This is a genomic window from Streptomyces sp. NPDC021562 (assembly GCF_040640875.1).
Lineage (GTDB): Bacteria > Actinomycetota > Actinomycetes > Streptomycetales > Streptomycetaceae > Streptomyces.
The window spans coordinates 150,108-167,000 of record NZ_JBFACN010000014.1; the positions used below are offsets into that span (position 1 = coordinate 150,108).

Genomic DNA, 16,893 nt, shown 5'->3' on the forward strand with positions numbered 1-16,893 from the left:
GCCCCCCCGAGGTCCGAAGGCCGCCCGCGCCCCGGGCGACTCGGGGCGTCCGCGCCCGGCGGGGTGGGCGGGACGCTAGGCGCGGCGCGCTGGTCCCGGGCCGGGGTCAGCCGCCGTTCCGGTCGGTCGTCTCCGCCGCGGAAGCCACCGGAGCCGTGGCGGTCGCGGTGCCGGTGTCCGGGGTGCCCTGGGAGGTGACCACCTTCGAGGGGCGGCCGCCCCGGTCCAGGATGCCTCCGGTGACGGCCAGGGCGAGGCCGGCCAGGGCGAGCGCGGCGCCGACCAGGTCGGGCGCGGCCCAGCCCCAGCCCGCCGAGATGACGAGGCCGCCCAGCCAGGCGCCGGCCGCGTTGGCCATGTTGAACGCGGAGTGGTTGGAGGCCGCCGCCATCGTCGGCGCGTCCTTCGCGTTGATCATCAGCAGCATCTGGACGGGCGTGGTGATGAGCGCGCCCATCGCGCCGATGAGGGTGACCGTCACCAGGGCGGGGACCGTGCTGTGGACGGTGAAGTAGAAGGTCACCAGCGCGGCCGCCAGCAGCACGATCCCGGCGTAGAGGGTCGGGCGCAGGGCGCGGTCGGTGAGGGGACCGGCCACCAGGGTGCCGACGGTCATGCCGACGCCGTAGAGGGCGAGGACCAGGGTGGTGGAGGAGTCGGAGATGCCGGTCAGATGGGTCAGCATGGGGACGAGGTAGCTGTAGACGGCGAAGAAGCCGCCGAACCCCACGACGGCGGTCGCCAGTCCGATGAAGACCTGCCGGTTGCCCATCGCCCGCAGTTCCTGGCGGATGCCCGCCTGCGGTCCGCGCGGCTGGTGCGGTACGAGGAGGGCGAGCGCGGCCAGCGCCACCAGGCCGATGACGGCGACGGCGCAGTAGGCGTAGCGCCAGCCCAGGTGCTGGCCGAGGGCGGTGCCGGCGGGGACGCCGATGATGTTCGCGATGGTGAGGCCCAGGAAGACCCGGGAGACGGCGCGTGCGGCGCGGTCGGGGGCCACCAGCCTGGAGGCGACGACCGCGCCCACGCCGAAGAGGGCGCCGTGCGGCAGTCCGGCCAGAAAACGGGCGGCGAAGAGCAGGCCGAAGTTCGGGGCGAAAGCGGACGCCGTGTTGCCGACCACGAACAGCCCGGTCAGCAGGAGCAGCAGCCGCTTGTGGGGCACGCGCGCGCCGATGCCGGTCAGTACGGGGGCGCCGACGACGACGCCGAGAGCGTAGGCCGACACGAGGTTGCCGGCGTGCGGCACGGACACGCCGACGCCGTCCGCTATCTGGGGCAACAGTCCCATGGTGGCGAACTCGGTGGTGCCGATGCCGAACGTGACGACGGCGAGGGCCAGCAGAGCCAAAGGCATGGTGAGCGGGAAGACCTTTCGAAGACGGTGGTCCGGGGACGGGCGGCGGGGACGGGGCTCCGCAGGCGCTTCCGCCTTCGGAGCCGACGGCGCCGAGCGCCCTTGCCCAGCAGACCCCAAGAACGTTGCAGCGGGATGACGCGCGCGCACATTCCTGGATTGCCGCTCACAACGCGGTGACCTGCGTCACCCGGGTCCGGTCACGGGAGTCCGGACGGCACGCCGGGATGCCGGCTGGAGCCGTACCCCGACAGACCCCTGCTCGCCGTCCCCGGCCACCCACATGGGTGACTGTTCGTCACATCCTGTGCCGGGAACAGGAATTCAGCCTGAACGACTGGCGCACCACACGTGCCACCGGGTATCTCATGCCTCTGACAGCGTGGGCACTCCGTGCCCTGCCAGAGTGAAGGGATCCCCCGTGCGTCTGCGCCCCCTGCGCGTCCTGTGCTGTTCCGCCGTCCTCGCCCTGTCGGCGCCCGTCCTGCTCCCGGGCACCGCGTCGGCGGCGGTGCCCACGTCCTCGGTCTACCTCCAGAACTACGTCACCGGCCTCGACGCGGCCGACAGTGGCGGCACCGTCGTGGCCCACAACCCCAAGGGCAACGAGGACCACCAGCAGTGGACACCGGTCGCGGTCGGCGGCGGCTACCAACTGCGGAACACCGACGAGTCCGGCACCTGCCTCGGCCGCAGCGGCACCGCCGCGGTGACCGCCGCCTGCGGCGCCGACGGCACCACCTGGAGCGTCACCGCCGGCACCGACGGCACCTACACCGTCACGGTCCCGGGCACCGCGCAGTACCTCACCGCTTCGTCGTCGGACACCGGCGCCGTACAGCTCGGCTCCGCGGGCGACCTCGCCCGCTGGTACCTGACCCCGGTCTCCTACGCCACCTCGGCGATGCCCTCCGCCGACACCCGCACCCTCGACCAGGTCACCTTCCTCACCGCGCACAACGCCTTCGCCAACGGCGCCGACGGGAACTTCGCCTCCTTCCCCGTCAACCTGTTCCCGAACCAGAACTACGGCATCAGCCGCCAGCTGAGCGACGGCGTGCGCGGCTTCATGCTCGACGACTACACCGTCTCCGGCCAGGCCGTCCTCTGCCACAACAGCTGCGACGGCGTCAGCAGCCCCGTGCCGCTCGCCACGGACCTCCAGCGCATCGTCGACTTCCTCAAGGCCCACCCGGGTCAGTTCGCCACGGTCTTCCTGGAGGACTACGCCTCCTCGGACGTACTGAAGTCGTCACTGGCGTCCGTCAACGGACTCTACGACCTGCTGTACCGGCCCGACCAGGAGGGCGCGGCCACCAAGGGCTGGCCCACGATGGCCGATCTCGCCGCCCGCGGCAAGCAGCTCCTGATCTTCAGTGACCGCACCCGCGCGAGCGACACCGCGAACGGCTGGACCACCCGCGACACCTTCGGCGTCATGTACCAGCGCGAATGGACCGTGGAGAACTACTGGTCCATGGGCGGCGGACTCGGAGACTCCGACTGGTCCTGCTACAGCCGCTGGGGCACCGGCAGACCCCTCACCACCGACTCCCCCGCCTTCCACCCGCTGTTCGTCATGAACCACTTCCGGGACTACCCCATCGCCTCCACCGCCGCCACGGACAACGGCAAACTCCTCAACCGCGCCCAGAACTTCTGCACGCCCGCCGCCCGCAAGAAGCCCAACTACGTCGCCGTGGACCGCTACGACACCGGCTCCCCCACCCCGCTCTCCGCCGTGGGCACCCTCAACACCTACATACTCACGCCGGGCCAGTGAGTGAACGGCCGGTCCGTCCTCGCGGGCGGCCCGGCCGTCGTCCCCGTACACATTCCCACCCCCGGCGAGCCCCGGAAAGGGTCGTCATGGCCGAGTTGACCCGTCGCAGACTCCTGGGCTCCGCCGCGGGCGCGCTCGCCGGCGCCGCGGCCCTCACGCTGCTGCCGCCCAGCGTCCAGAAGGCCGTCGCCGCCGGTCCCCCGCGCGGCGGCTCCCCGTACGACATCGAACACGTCGTCATGCTGATGCAGGAGAACCGGTCCTTCGACCACTACTTCGGCACGCTCCCCGGCGTCCGCGGCTTCGCCGACCCGCACGCGCTGAAGCTGGCCGACGGACGGCCCGTCTTCTACCAGCCCGACGCCGCCAACCCCAGGGGCTACCTGCTGCCGTTCCACCTCGACACGCGCAGATCCAGTGCGCAGGCCATCCCCTCCACCAGTCACGCCTGGTCCGTGCAGCACCAGGCCTGGAACAACGGCAGGATGGACCGCTGGCTGCCCGCCCACCGCGCGGCCGACGGTGCCGCCGCCCCCTATGTCATGGGCTACTACACCCGCGAGGACATCCCCTTCCAGTTCGCCCTCGCGGAGACCTTCACCGTCTGCGACCACTACTACTGCTCCGTCCTGGGACCCACCTGGCCCAACCGGCTGATGTGGATGACCGGGAGCATCGATCCGGCCGGCACCCACGGCGGTCCGGTCATCGGCAACGTCGCCCCGACGCCGTACCGGTGGACCACGTACGCCGAGCGGCTGCAGGCCGCGGGGGTCAGCTGGAAGGTCTACCAGCAGGAGGACGACTACAGCTGCAACGTGCTGGAGCAGTTCGCCGCGTTCCGGCAGGCGCGGCCGGGCAGCGACCTGTACGAGCGCGGGGTGCGCCCGCAGCCCGAGGGCACCTTCGAGGACGACGCCCGCAACGACCGCCTGCCGGACGTCAGCTGGATCATGCCCACCAGCCACCAGTCGGAGCACCCCGACTACCTGCCCGCCGCCGGCGCTGACTTCGTCGCCGCGAAGATCGAGGCCATCGCCGCCAACCCCGAGGTGTGGCGCAAGACCGTCTTCATCCTCGCCTACGACGAGAACGACGGCCTGTTCGACCACGTGGCACCGCCCACCCCACCGGCCGGCACCCCGGACGAGTTCGTCCAGGGACTGCCGATCGGCGGCGGCTTCCGGGTCCCCGCCGTCATCGTCTCCCCCTGGACCGTCGGCGGCTGGGTCGCCTCGGAAGCCTTCGACCACACCTCCGCCCTGCGGTTCCTCGAACGCCTCACCGGCGTCGAGGAACCCAACGTCAGCCAGTGGCGCCGGCACACGTTCGGCGACCTCCTCTCCGCCTTCCGCTTCCGCGACGCCCGCCCGCGGCCGCCGCGGCTGCCGCACGACACCGCCGAACAGCTGGCTAAGGCGAAGGAGGAGGTCGCCACCCTCCCCAAGCCCGCCCTGCCGGGGGCCGACCAGATCTACCCCCGCCAGGAAAAGGGCCACCGCCCGCACCTCTGACCTGCCAGCATGTGTGCATGACAACATCACACGGAACTCCCGTCACCGGGACGGTGAGCACGCGATGAGAGCGGTCCGGTTCCACGGCTACGGCGGAGTCGAGGTGCTGCGGGTCGAGGAGGTGGCGCGGCCCGTGCCGGGCCCCGGGCAGGTACTGGTCGAGGTCCGGGCCGCCGGGATCCAGCCCGGCGAGGTGATGATCCGCGAGGGGGCCCGGCACGGACGCTGGCCCGCGACGTTCCCCTCCGGACAGGGCAGCGATCTCGCCGGTGTCGTGGCCGAGACCGGTCCCGAGGTCCGCGGTTTCGCGGTGGGCGACGAGGTCCTCGGCTTCACCCACCGGCGGGCGAGCCACGCGGAGTACGTCGTGGTCGACGACGTGAACCTGGTGTCCCGGCCGAAGGGACTCGACTGGGACGTGGCCGGCTCGCTGTACGTGGCCGGCACCACCGCCTACGCCACCGTGTTCGCGGTGGACCCCCAGCCGGGCGACACCGTCGTGGTGTCCGGTGCGGCGGGCGGGGTCGGGGCGCTCGCCGTGCAGCTCGCGCGGCGGCGTGGTGCCACCGTCATCGGGCTGGCGAGCGAACGCAACCACGCCTGGCTGACGGATCACGGCGTCGTCCCCGTCAGCTACGGGGCGGGCGCGGCGGAGCGGGTCCGGCGGGCCGCGGACGGGCGCGTCGACGCGTTCATCGACACCCATGGCGACGGCTATGTGCGCATGGCCGTGGACCTCGGGGTGCGGCCGGACCGGATCAACACGATCCGCGACTGGTCCGCCGCGGGCGAGGTGGGCGCGCGGACCTACGGGGAGGGCTCGGCGGCGTGCGCGGTCGTCCTCGGCGAACTCGCCCGGCTGGCCGGACGCGGGGAACTGGACGTGCCGATCGCCGGCTCCTACCCGCTGGAACGCGTCCGGGACGCGTTCCGTGAACTCGAAGGGCGGCACGCCCAGGGCAAGATCGTGCTGCGGCCGTAACGGGCGGCCGGGGCACCGCCGGAGCGGTGAAGTGCGCGTTCACCCGGTGGCGGCGGGCGTCGGGTCCCCGGCGAGCGGGGTGCTCGGGGCATCCTGGATGCATGATGGTGCTCGCCGTGCTCTTCGCCGTCCTGGGTGCCGTCAGCAATGCGACGGGCACCGCGTTCCAGCGCAAGGCCGCCTCCACCCTGCCGGGCCGTACCGGACTGCGCCTGCTGCTCGCGCTGGCCCGGCGGCCCGCCTGGGCCGTCGGGATCGCCGGGGTCACGGGAGCCGCCGTCTTCCAGGCACTCGCCCTGGTCAACGGTCCGATGGCGCTGGTGCAGCCGCTGTTCATGCTGGAGCTGCCGTTCGCCCTGCTGATCGCCGTGCCGTTGTTGCACCGCCGGCCGAATCCGGCGGGCTGGTGGGCGATCGCGGGCGTGGTGGCCGGTCTGGCCCTGCTGCTGGCCTCGGCCGCACCGCACGGGGGGCGGCAGCAGGCCCCGATGACCCGTTGGATCCCGGTGCTGGTCCTCACCCTGGGCGCCATCGCCGTCACCGTGCTGCTGGTGAGGTCGTCCTCGTCACCGCTGTTCCGCGCGGCGGCCCTGGCCACGGGCGCCGCGGTCGGCAACGCGCTGGCCGCCGCGTTCATGAAGTCGGCCACCGACCGCCTCGCCGACGCGGGTCTGCCGGCCTTCCTCACCACCTGGCAGACGTACGCCTGCGCGCTCACCGGGATCGCGGCGCTGATGTTCCTGGAGAACGCGCTGCAGGCCGGTCCGCTGGTCGCCTCCCAGCCGGCGCTGACGATCGGCGACGCGGCGGTGAGTCTGACGCTGGGGGTCATCCTGTTCGGCGAGTCGGTCCGTACCGGCTGGTGGCTGCTGCCCGAGGCGATCGGGGCGGGCCTGATCCTGTGGGGCGTCGTCCGGCTCACCCGGGTCGTACCGCACCTCAAGGGCGTCGTTCGGTGAGGCCGGCTCCGCGACCGTGACGCCGCGAGGGGGCACCGTCCGGTCCCCGGCCGTTCAGTGGCTGTTACACACACCCGCCGTGTGCCGGTGCCGGGGGCGGTGGCATGATCACCGGGTGAGGTGGAGGAACTCGTTCGGCGCCGGACGCGCCGACCCGACACGCCGCGATCCGGCGTCCCTGATCACCGAGTTGCCCTTCCATCCTCCCGGAAGGGGAACAGAAGTGTCCGTGTTTCAGCGCATCCTGGTCGCCGTCGATCCCAGCCCCGCCCGCGGCTCCGCCGTGCGACTGGCCGGTGAGCTGGCGCAGCTGACGAACGCCGAGGTCCGCGTCGTGCACGTCATCACCTCCGCCGTCTCCGTGTCCGCGGTCGTCGCCCTGGAGGACGACACCGAGGCGAAGGCCGTGCTGGAGGAGGCGCTGGCGGATCTGCGCGAGCGGCGGATCAAGGCCGAGGGAACCCTCCTGCGGGGACTGACCACGCAGGTCGCGGAGGTCATCTCGGAGACGGCCGAGGAGTTCGGTGCCGATCTCATCGTGCTGAGCCCGCACCACCGCAACGCCGTCGAGGCGCTGTTCGACCCGCGGGTGAGCGACGCCGTCGCGCACCGCACCGCGACGGCGGTCCTGCTCGCCCCGGCGGGCGACGCCAAGGCCTGACCGGCACGGCCCGCACCCGCGGGACCGCCGCGGACACCGCACCCTCGGGCCTGCCGCGGACGCGGTGTCCGCGGCAGGCCCGGCGGCGGCTACCGCCGCCGCCAGGGCAGCGCCTCCTGCTCGCCGCTGTCGGCGTCCATCCGCCGGAGGGCGGCGCTGATCGACTCGCCGATCACGGCGAACTGGGTCACCTGCTCGGCGGTGAGGGCGTCGAAGACGACGCGGCGGACCGCCTCGACATGACCGGGAGCCGCCCGCTCCAGGAGGGCCAGACCGGCCGGGGTCAGGACGGCCAGCTGGTTGCGGCGGCTGGCCGGGTCCTCGCGGCGGTCGACATAGCCGGCCTCCTGGAGGCGGGTCACGGCGTGGGTGAGGCGGCTTCGGGTGATCTTCAGCCGCTCGGCCAGCTCGGACATGGTCAGGCTGTGGTCCTCGACCGAGGACAGGTGGGCCAGCAGGGAGTAGTCGGCGTGGGTCATCCCCGCGTCGCGCCGCAGCTGACGGTTCAGGTGGTCGGACAGGTGCGTGGAGAACTGGACGTAGGCCAGCCACGCCCGTCGTTCCTCGGGATTCAGCCAGCGGGGCGTCGCATTCATGGACGCACCCTAACGAAGGGCGTTTGAACGTTCACACCTCGCCCTGGGCCGCCGTGCCCGGCGCACCGCACGGCGGGCGGCGGGCGGCGAGGGACGCCGCCCGCTCCGGCTCCCGTCAGTGCGCTGCCGTGTCCCGGGCGCCCACGTACTCGGCGAGGTGCCGGCCGGTGAGGGTGGCGCGGGCGGCCACGAGGTCGGCGGGGGTGCCCTCGAAGACGATGCGGCCGCCGTCGTGGCCGGCTCCGGGGCCGAGGTCGATGATCCAGTCGGCGTGCGCCATGACCGCCTGGTGGTGCTCGACGACGATGACCGACTTGCCGGAGTCGACCAGCCTGTCGAGCAGACCGAGGAGTTGCTCGACGTCGGCGAGGTGCAGGCCGGCGGTGGGCTCGTCGAGGACGTAGACGCCGCCCTTGTCGGCCATGTGCGTGGCCAGCTTGAGGCGCTGGCGCTCACCGCCGGAGAGGGTGGTCAGGGGCTGGCCGATGGTGAGGTAGCCGAGGCCGACGTCGCGCAGCCGCTGGAGGATGCGGTGGGCGGCCGGGAGGTGCGCCTCGCCCGCGCCGAAGAACTCCTCGGCCTCGGTCACCGGCATCGCCAGCACCTCGCTGATGTCGCGCCCGCCGAGCCGGTACTCGAGGACGGACGCCTCGAACCGTTTCCCGTCGCACTCCTCGCAGGTGGTGGCGACACCGGCCATCATCGCCAGGTCGGTGTAGACGACTCCGGCGCCGTTGCAGGTGGGGCAGGCGCCCTCGGAGTTGGAGCTGAACAGGGCGGGCTTGACGCCGTTCTCCTTGGCGAAGGCCTTGCGGATCGGTTCGAGCAGCCCGGTGTACGTCGCCGGGTTGCTGCGCCGGGAGCCGCGGATGGCGCCCTGGTCGACCGAGATGACGCCGGCGCCGGCCGGGATCGACCCGTGCACCAGGGAGCTCTTGCCCGAGCCCGCCACCCCGGTGACGACGGCCAGCACCCCGAGCGGGATGTCGACGTCGACGCCCTGGAGGTTGTGGGTGGCGGCGCCGCGGATCTCCAGGGCACCGGTGGGTTCCCGGACCGTCTCCTTCAGCGAGGCGCGGTCGTCGAAGTGGCGGCCGGTCAGGGTGCCGCCCTTGCGCAGGCCCTCGACGGTGCCCTCGAAACAGACGGTACCGCCGCCCGCTCCGGCGCCGGGGCCGAGGTCGACGACGTGGTCGGCGATCGCGATGACCTCCGGCTTGTGCTCCACGACGAGCACGGTGTTGCCCTTGTCGCGCAACCGCAGCAGCAGGCCGTTCATGCGCTGGATGTCGTGGGGGTGCAGGCCGGTGGTGGGCTCGTCGAAGACGTAGGTGACGTCGGTGAGCGAGGAGCCGAGGTGGCGGATCATCCTGGTGCGCTGGGCCTCGCCGCCCGACAGGGTGCCGGCCGGCCGGTCCAGGGAGAGGTAGCCGAGCCCGATCTCCACGAACGAGTCCAGGGTGTGCCCGAGCGTCTCCAGGAGGGGGGCCACCGACGGCTCGTCGAGGCCCTTGACCCAGACGGCCAGGTCGCTGATCTGCATCGCGCAGGCGTCGGCGATGCTGATCCCGTCGATCTTCGAGGAGCGGGCGCCCTCGCTCAGCCGGGTGCCGTCGCACTCGGGACAGGTGGCGAAGGTGACCGCACGTTCCACGAACTCGCGGATGTGCGGCTGCATCGACTCCTTGTCCTTGGAGAGCATCGACTTCTGGATGCGCGGGATCAGCCCCTCGTAGGTCATGTTGATGCCCGCGATCTTCATGCGGGTCGGCTCGCGGTGCAGGAAGTCCTGGAGTTCCTTCTTGGTGAACTTGCTGATCGGCTTGTCCGGGTCGAAGAAACCGGACTCGATGTAGAGGCGGGAGTTCCAGCCGCCGCCCTTGTAGCCGGGGACGGTGATCGCGCCCTCGTTGAGGGACAGGGTCTCGTCGAAGAGCTCGGTGAGGTCGAGGTCGGTGACGGCACCGCGGCCCTCGCAGCGCGGGCACATGCCGCCGGTGATGCTGAAGCTGCGGCGCTCCTTCACCTTCTGCCCGCCGCGTTCGACGGTGACGGCGCCCGCGCCGCTGATCGAGGCGATGTTGAACGAGAACGCCTTCGGCGAGCCGATGTGCGGTGTGCCGAGCCTGCTGAAGAGGATGCGCAGCAACGCGTTGGCGTCGGTGGCGGTGCCGACGGTGGAGCGCGGGTCGCCGCCCATCCGCTGCTGGTCGACGATGATCGCGGTGGTCAGACCGTCGAGGACGTCGACCTCGGGGCGGGCCAGGTTCGGCATGAAGCCCTGGACGAAGGCCGGATAGGTCTCGTTGATCAGCCGCTGGGACTCGGCGGCGATGGTGTCGAACACCAGCGAGCTCTTGCCCGAGCCGGAGACACCGGTGAAGACCGTCAGCCGGCGCTTCGGGATCTCGATGCTGACGTCCTTGAGGTTGTTCTCACGGGCACCGTGCACCCGGATCAGGCCGTGCGTGTCGGCCACGTGCGGCGTGGACGTCTGCGTCCCGGTCGTTCTGGCCATGCTCAAACCCGTCTCCATCCACTGCGCGGTGCCTCCGTCGATGCGGCCACGCTAGCCGGGGTGGAACCGTGGTGCTTCTCCATTCCTGACCGGATCCCGGGCGCGCTCGCGCCACGCCTGCCTGGTCCCCCAGCACGTCCGCGCCGCACGCCCGGCACACCCGCCCGACCGCCCCGGCCGCCGAGCGGTGCCGGGGAGGCGGCGCCACCCGCTTCCCGAGCTTTCCGTCACCGCCGTCACCGGGATCATGCGCACGTGCGGGCAGCCGACCACGCCACCCGCCGGGCGGGCGCGGGCGGCCGCGCCCGCCCACCGGGCCGGCCCCATGCCGTCACGCGGAAGCCCCGGTCGGTCGCCGAGCGTCTCGGGCCGTCCGGCCGTGACCCTCGCCCGGCACCCCGCCCGGCAACGCCCATGCAGCGCCCGCGCAGCGTCCGGCTACGAAGACTTTGCGTTCTCGCGGGGCGCCCATGAACCAGCCGCCACCTGCTCGAAGTCCGCTTTGTCTGCTCGTCCCGCCCGTCGGTAACGGTGAGTTCACCCGGCTCCTCTTCCTCGGCGGTCTACGCGCGTGGTGTCATGCCCACGCTCGCCCACCCCCCACGTGAGCGTCAACTCGCCTAGGAGTCACGCATGCTGTCGAAGCTTCTCGGTCGCGCCGGTGTCGCCCTGGCGGCCGGCACCGCCGTGGTCGCCACCGCGGTCCCCGCCGACGCCGCGAGCTACACCGCCTTCTCCTTCTCGCTCGGTACCAGCGAGCCCACGATCTACGACTTCATCAACTCGGCCACCACCTCCGTCGACATGACGATGTACGAGCTGGAGGACACCACGGCCGTCAACGATCTCATCGCCCTGAAGAACAAGGGCGTCACCGTGCGGGTGATCCTCGACAACGCCCACCGCAGCGCCAACAGTTCCGCCTACACCGCCCTCACCAACGCGGGAGTGGGCGTGGCGTGGTCGCCGTCCGCCTTCGTCTACACGCACCAGAAGACCATCACCGTCGACGGCACCAAGTCGCTGGTCCTCACCGGCAACCTGACCTCGCAGTACTACTCGACCGGCCGGGACTACGGCGTCTTCACCGACGACACCCGGGACGTCGCCGCGATCGAGAAGGTCTTCAACGCCGACTACGCCGGCACCTCGATCACCCCCACCGACGGCGACCACCTGCTCTGGTCCCCCACCGACTCGCGCAGCCGTCTGCTGACCGTGATCAACGCCGCCGCCAAGACCCTCGACGTGGAGGAGCTGGAGTTCAGCGACAGCACGGTGGCCAACGCCATCGTCGCCAGGGCCAAGGCGGGCGTGAAGGTGCGGGTCGTCCTGGAGACACCGGGCGACTACGCCAGCGAGGTCTCCGCGGTCAAGGCCGCCGGCGGCACGGTCGTCGGCTACTCCGACCCCAACGGCTTCTACATCCACGCCAAGGCCATGGTCGCCGACTACGGCCTGTCCACCCAGGAGGTGGAGGCCGGTTCCATGAACGTCAGCAGCAACTCCCTCTCCAGCAACCGCGAGTTGGGCATCATCCTCACGGGCACGGGGGTGGCGCAGCCGGTGGCCACGACCATCGAGACCGCGTTCAACAGCGACTACGCGGGCGGCACCGCCGCATAGCGGAGCGGTTCTCCCCCGCCCCGGTGCGCGCCGAGGCGCCACCGGAGCGGGGCTCGCCCGCGGCGGCCGGGCCGCCGCCGAGCTCGCGGCTCCCGTACGCCGCCACGCGACACGCCCAACGTTGTGCACATTCTTGACGACGGTCACATGCAAACCTAACTTCGCGGTGTCGGCCCTCCACCCTGGCGCAAGGAGCCCGAGCCCCGTGCCGTACCGCATCCGCAGTCGTCCGCTCCTCGCCCTCGCGGCCCTGCTGCTCGCCGCCGCACCGACACCGGCACCGGCCGCCCACGCCGCCGAAGCGGCCCACGTCGAGGGCACGTTGCCGTCCGGCGCGCTCTACGTCCTCGATGTGCCGGGCCGTTGGAACGGCACCGTGCTGCTGTACAGCCACGGCTACACCCCCGCCGGGGTGGACAACCCGGCGCGCGACGCACCGGACGACGCCACCCGGTCGCTGCTGCTGAAGGAGGGGTACGCACTCGTCGGCTCGTCGTACGCCAGTACCGGCTGGGCGGTCACGGACGCGGTGCCCGACCAGCTCGCCACGCTCGACGTCTTCGCCGGCCGCTTCGGCACGGCGCGGCGCACCATCGCCTGGGGCACGTCGTACGGCGGCCTCGTCACCACCACCATCGCCGAGCGGCACCCGGAACGCATCGCCGGCTCGCTGTCGATGTGCGGTCTGGTGCAGGGCGGGATCGCCACCTGGAACAGCATGCTGGACGCCGTCTTCGCCCTGCGCACCCTGCTCGGCGGCACCAGCGGCTCGGGCATCCGGCTGACCGGACTGCGGGACGCCGGCGACGCGGCCGCCCAGGCCGGGGACATGACCGCTCTGGTCGCCCAGGCGCAGGGCACCGCGACCGGCCGGGCCCGGATCGCGCTGGCCGCGGCCCTGTACGACGTCCCCGGCTGGAACGACCCCGAGACGCCCCGGCCGGTGCCGGACGACTGGGGCGCCCAGCAGGCGGCCCAGTACTGGGCCGCTCTCGGCCTTGTCGAACTCCCGGCCTTCCGCTGGCGCCAGGAGGCGGAGAGCCGGGCGGGCGGCAACATGTCCTGGAACACCGGCGTGGACTACACGGCCGTGCTGCACGACTCGCCCTACGCGAAGGAGGTTTCGGAGCTCTACCGCGCCGCCGGCCGGTCCCTGCGGTCCGACCTCGCCGAGCTGGCCGCAGCGTCGCGCATCTCCGCCGACCCCGGGGCCGTCCACTGGATGAGCGGTACCAGCGTGTTCAGCGGCCGGCTCAGCAAGCCGCAGCTCGACGTCCACACCACCGGCGACCCACTGATCCCCGTCCAGGCGGAGAGCGCCTACCGGCGTGCCGTCGCGGTCGCGGGCCGGACCGCCCTGCTCAGGCAGCGCTACGTGGACAACGCCGGGCACTGCACGTTCAGCCCCGGCGAACAGGTGGCCGCGCTGCACGCCCTGGAGGACCGCATCGCCTCCGGCCACTGGAAGGGCAGCGATCCCGCCTCCCTCGACGCCCGCGTCGGCGCCGCCGACCCCGCCTCGGCGGCACGCTACACAGCGTACGAGCCGAGCGCCTTCCCCCGTCCGTACGACCTGGCCGGCCCCCGTGCCCCGCACCGGGAGCAAGGCCGTACGGCCCGTCGTACGTCCGGCCGATGGCCGTAATCTTGCGCACGTGAACGCCGAGACCGCACCAGAACCCCTGGACTCACCGCAGCCCCGCCCGCAGTCGCTCCTGCTCGCCTTCTTCGGAAACCACGTGCTGGAGCAGGGTCCGCTGGGCGTCTACTCGGGCAGCATCATCACGGTCCTCGGCCGGGCGGGCGTCGGCGAGCAGGCCGTACGCTCCACGCTCACCCGCATGGTCAACCGCGACCTGCTGCGACGGCAACGGCAGGGCCGCAAAATGTACTTCGGCCTGACGCCCCTCGCCGCGCAGATCCTCCACGACGGCCGACGGCGCATCTGGGAGACGGGCGCCGTCAACGACGACTGGGACGGCTCCTGGACCCTGCTGGGCTTCTCGCTGCCCGAGTCCTGGCAGCGCCAGCGCCACGACCTGCGCTCACAACTCGGCTGGTCCGGCTTCGGACCGCTCTACAGCGGGCTGTGGATCGCGCCGGGCCGGGTCGACGTCTCCGCCGTGGTCGCGGAACTCGGGCTCTCCGCGCACGTGAAGATCTTCCACGCGCTGGCCGACGAGGCGACGGACATCGACGTGATGATCCGCGACACCTGGGACCTGGAGTCGATCGCGGCCCGCTACGAGGACTTCCGCGCCCGCTGGGAGGCCTGGCGGGCCGGCCCCGACGACGACGCGGTCGTCACCCGGCTGCGGCTGGTCAGCGAGTGGCTGGACGTCATCCGCACCGATCCGCGGCTGCCCGCCCGGCACCTGCCCGCCGACTGGCCGGCGCACGCGGCGGAGGCGACGTTCCACCGGGTGGCGGCCGAGACCGAGGCGCCGGCCCGACGGACGGCCGCCGACCTGCTGGACACCACGCCCCTGTGACCCTGCGGACCGGCACCGATCATGGGGCGATCTATGCTGCTGGGAGCGGGAAAGCCGCCGGAGCGGGTACCCGTGGCCGGCATCGTTTTCCGTCCGTCTCTCCCGAGGAAGCCCGTTGAACTTCTGGTCGATCTATGAGCACGGTTTCGCGCGCGTGGCAGCGTGCACGGGCCACACCGTCATCGCCGACCCGCGCGCCAACGCCGAGGCGGTCCTGCGTCAGGCCCGGCGCTGCGCCGAGGACGGGGTCGCGGTGGCGGTCTTCCCGGAGCTCGGCCTGACCGGTTACTCGATCGAGGACCTGCTGCTCCAGGACGCGGTCCTCGACCAGGTCGAGGAGGCACTCGCGACAGTGGCCGCCGGCTGCGCCGACCTGCTGCCGGTCCTCGTCGTCGGCGCCCCGCTGCGCCACCGCAACCGGATCTACAACTGCGCGGTGGTGGTGCACCGCGGCCGGATCCTCGGGGTCGCGCCCAAGTCGTACCCGCCGAACTACCGGGAGTTCTACGAGCGGCGGCAGATCGCGGCGGGTGACGACGAGCGGGGCGGCACGATCCGGATCGGCGGCGAGAGCGTGCCGTTCGGGGTGGACCTGCTCTTCGAGGCGTCCGACGTACCCGGTCTCGTGGTGCACGCCGAGGTCTGCGAGGACATGTGGGTGCCGGTGCCGCCGAGCGCGGAGGCAGCGCTGGCCGGGGCGAACGTCCTGGTCAACCTGTCGGGCAGCCCGATCACCGTCGGCCGGGCGGAGGACCGGAAGCTGCTGTGCCGCTCGGCGTCGCAGCGCTGCCTCGCGGCGTACGTCTACGCGGCGGCCGGTCTCGGCGAGTCGTCCACGGACCTGTCCTGGGACGGCCAGACCATGATCTACGAGAACGGTCAGCTGCTGGCGGAGACGGACCGGTTCCCCCTCGACGACCAGTACGCGGTGGCCGACGTCGACCTGGACCTGCTGCGCCAGGAGCGGGCCCGGATGGGCTCCTTCGACGACAACCGGCGCACCCACGCGGCGCGCACCGGCGACTTCCGGACCGTCTCCTTCCGGCTCGACCCGCCGACGGCCGATCTGGGCCTGCGCCGCCGGGTGGAACGCTTCCCGTTCGTGCCGGCCGATCCCGAACGGCTTGCCCTGGACTGCTATGAGGCGTACAACATCCAGGTCGCGGCGCTCCAGCAGCGGCTTGCGGCGATCGGCGGCCCGAAGATCGTGATCGGTGTCTCCGGCGGTCTCGACTCCACGCACGCGCTGATCGTGGCCGCCCGGGCCATGGACCGCGCCGGCCGTCCGCGCAGCGACATCCTGGCCTTCACCCTGCCCGGCTTCGCCACCGGCGAGCACACCAAGGGCAACGCGCACCGGCTGATGGAGTCGCTCGGCGTGACCGCGGCCGAGCTGGACATCACGCCGACCGCGCGGCTCATGCTCCAGGAGATGGGCCACCCGTTCGCGGCCGGTGAGCCGGTGTACGACGTCACCTTCGAGAACGTGCAGGCCGGGCTGCGCACCGACTACCTGTTCCGGCTGGCCAACCAGCGCGGCGGCATCGTCCTCGGCACCGGCGACCTCTCGGAGCTGGCGCTCGGCTGGTCGACGTACGGCGTCGGCGACCAGATGAGCCACTACAACGTCAACTCCGGTGTGCCGAAGACGCTGATCCAGCATCTGATCCGGTGGGTCATCAGCAGCGAGCAGTTCGACCCGGAGACCGGCAGGACGCTGGCCGCGATCCTCGACACGGAGATCAGCCCGGAGCTGGTGCCGGGTGAGGAACTGCAGTCCACCGAGTCGAAGATCGGCCCGTACGCGCTGCACGACTTCACCCTGTACCAGGTGCTGCGACACGGTTTCCGGCCGTCGAAGATCGCGTTCCTGGCCTGGCACGCCTGGCACGACCGGGAGTCCGGTGCCTGGCCGCCCGGCTTCCCGGAGTCCGAGCGCAAGGCGTACGACCTGGCGGAGATCCGGCACTGGCTCGACTACTTCTGCCGTCGCTTCTTCGCCTTCGCCCAGTTCAAACGCTCGGCGATGCCCAACGGCCCGAAGGTGTCGGCGGGCGGCTCGCTGTCGCCGCGCGGTGACTGGCGCGCCCCTTCCGACAGTTCGGCGCGGGCCTGGCTGCACGACCTGGACCGCGTTCCGGAACGGTGACCCGGAGCCAGGAGGGGACGCGCGTGCGATGTGGCGCCCGTCCCCCGACCGGGGTAAGCTCGATCTTGAGCGAGGCACTCAAGTACGAGTGAAACGCGTTGCGTTGGTGGTCCAAGGAAAGACGCCCCGCTTCCTGCGGGGAAATGCAGGTGCAAGGCCTGCCCGGCGCTCCGAGCGAAGAGCTCCGCCCCTGATCGGTCAGGGGCGGGGCTCTTCCGCTGTGCTGTCGACGGCTGCGCTTTCGGTTGCCGGGACG

The 16,893-nt window shown here is 72.0% G+C and carries 12 protein-coding genes; 9 read left to right on the forward strand and 3 right to left on the reverse strand.

From position 1 onward, the window contains the following. Nucleotides 1-106 precede the first annotated feature (106 nt). Complete coding sequence (locus AB0G52_RS22955) at nucleotides 107-1,357, reverse strand: MFS transporter (protein ID WP_132892681.1); 1,251 nt, start codon at nucleotides 1,355-1,357, stop codon at nucleotides 107-109. A gap of 427 nt (nucleotides 1,358-1,784) precedes the next feature. Here AB0G52_RS22955 and AB0G52_RS22960 point away from each other — a divergent pair, with 427 nt between their 5' ends. From AB0G52_RS22960 to AB0G52_RS22980, 5 genes are all read left to right on the forward strand, one after another. Beyond that, a complete protein-coding gene (locus tag AB0G52_RS22960; protein ID WP_361338326.1) occupies nucleotides 1,785-3,140 on the forward strand; it encodes an RICIN domain-containing protein in 1,356 nt (451 codons plus the stop codon). Nucleotides 3,141-3,226: 86 nt separating this feature from the next. Then, a complete protein-coding gene (locus AB0G52_RS22965; protein WP_361338212.1) occupies nucleotides 3,227-4,654 on the forward strand; it encodes an alkaline phosphatase family protein in 1,428 nt (475 codons plus the stop codon). A 64-nt stretch (nucleotides 4,655-4,718) separates the two neighbouring features. Then, on the forward strand, nucleotides 4,719-5,636 hold the full coding sequence (locus tag AB0G52_RS22970; protein WP_361338214.1) for an NADP-dependent oxidoreductase: 918 nt from the start codon (nucleotides 4,719-4,721) through the stop codon (nucleotides 5,634-5,636). A 101-nt stretch (nucleotides 5,637-5,737) separates the two neighbouring features. Further along, on the forward strand, nucleotides 5,738-6,595 hold the full coding sequence (locus AB0G52_RS22975) for a DMT family transporter (protein ID WP_132892688.1): 858 nt from the start codon (nucleotides 5,738-5,740) through the stop codon (nucleotides 6,593-6,595). A gap of 223 nt (nucleotides 6,596-6,818) precedes the next feature. Then, entirely contained in the window at nucleotides 6,819-7,256 is a 438-nt protein-coding gene (locus tag AB0G52_RS22980) for a universal stress protein (RefSeq protein WP_361338216.1), read from the forward strand. Between the two features lie 89 nt (nucleotides 7,257-7,345). Here the strand turns inward: AB0G52_RS22980 and AB0G52_RS22985 are convergent, their stop codons facing one another. Further along, nucleotides 7,346-7,852: a MarR family transcriptional regulator gene (locus AB0G52_RS22985; protein WP_132892692.1), complete on the reverse strand. Its 507-nt coding sequence runs from the start codon at nucleotides 7,850-7,852 to the stop codon at nucleotides 7,346-7,348. Nucleotides 7,853-7,967: 115 nt separating this feature from the next. Continuing rightward, nucleotides 7,968-10,370, reverse strand: coding sequence for an excinuclease ABC subunit UvrA (locus AB0G52_RS22990; RefSeq protein WP_361338218.1), 2,403 nt, complete (start codon nucleotides 10,368-10,370; stop codon nucleotides 7,968-7,970). Nucleotides 10,371-11,003: 633 nt separating this feature from the next. Here AB0G52_RS22990 and AB0G52_RS22995 point away from each other — a divergent pair. The 4 genes from AB0G52_RS22995 (at nucleotide 11,004) to AB0G52_RS23010 (ending at nucleotide 16,637) form a co-directional block, all read left to right on the forward strand. After that, the gene (locus AB0G52_RS22995; RefSeq protein ID WP_361338220.1) at nucleotides 11,004-11,996 is read left to right on the forward strand and encodes a phospholipase D-like domain-containing protein; all 993 of its coding nucleotides are present in this window, start codon (nucleotides 11,004-11,006) and stop codon (nucleotides 11,994-11,996) included. Nucleotides 11,997-12,201: 205 nt separating this feature from the next. Next, complete coding sequence (locus AB0G52_RS23000; protein WP_361338222.1) at nucleotides 12,202-13,641, forward strand: alpha/beta fold hydrolase; 1,440 nt, start codon at nucleotides 12,202-12,204, stop codon at nucleotides 13,639-13,641. Nucleotides 13,642-13,651: 10 nt separating this feature from the next. Continuing rightward, complete coding sequence (locus AB0G52_RS23005; RefSeq protein WP_361338224.1) at nucleotides 13,652-14,488, forward strand: PaaX family transcriptional regulator C-terminal domain-containing protein; 837 nt, start codon at nucleotides 13,652-13,654, stop codon at nucleotides 14,486-14,488. A 115-nt stretch (nucleotides 14,489-14,603) separates the two neighbouring features. Next, on the forward strand, nucleotides 14,604-16,637 hold the full coding sequence (locus AB0G52_RS23010) for an NAD(+) synthase (protein WP_132892702.1): 2,034 nt from the start codon (nucleotides 14,604-14,606) through the stop codon (nucleotides 16,635-16,637). Nucleotides 16,638-16,893: the final 256 nt, after the last annotated feature.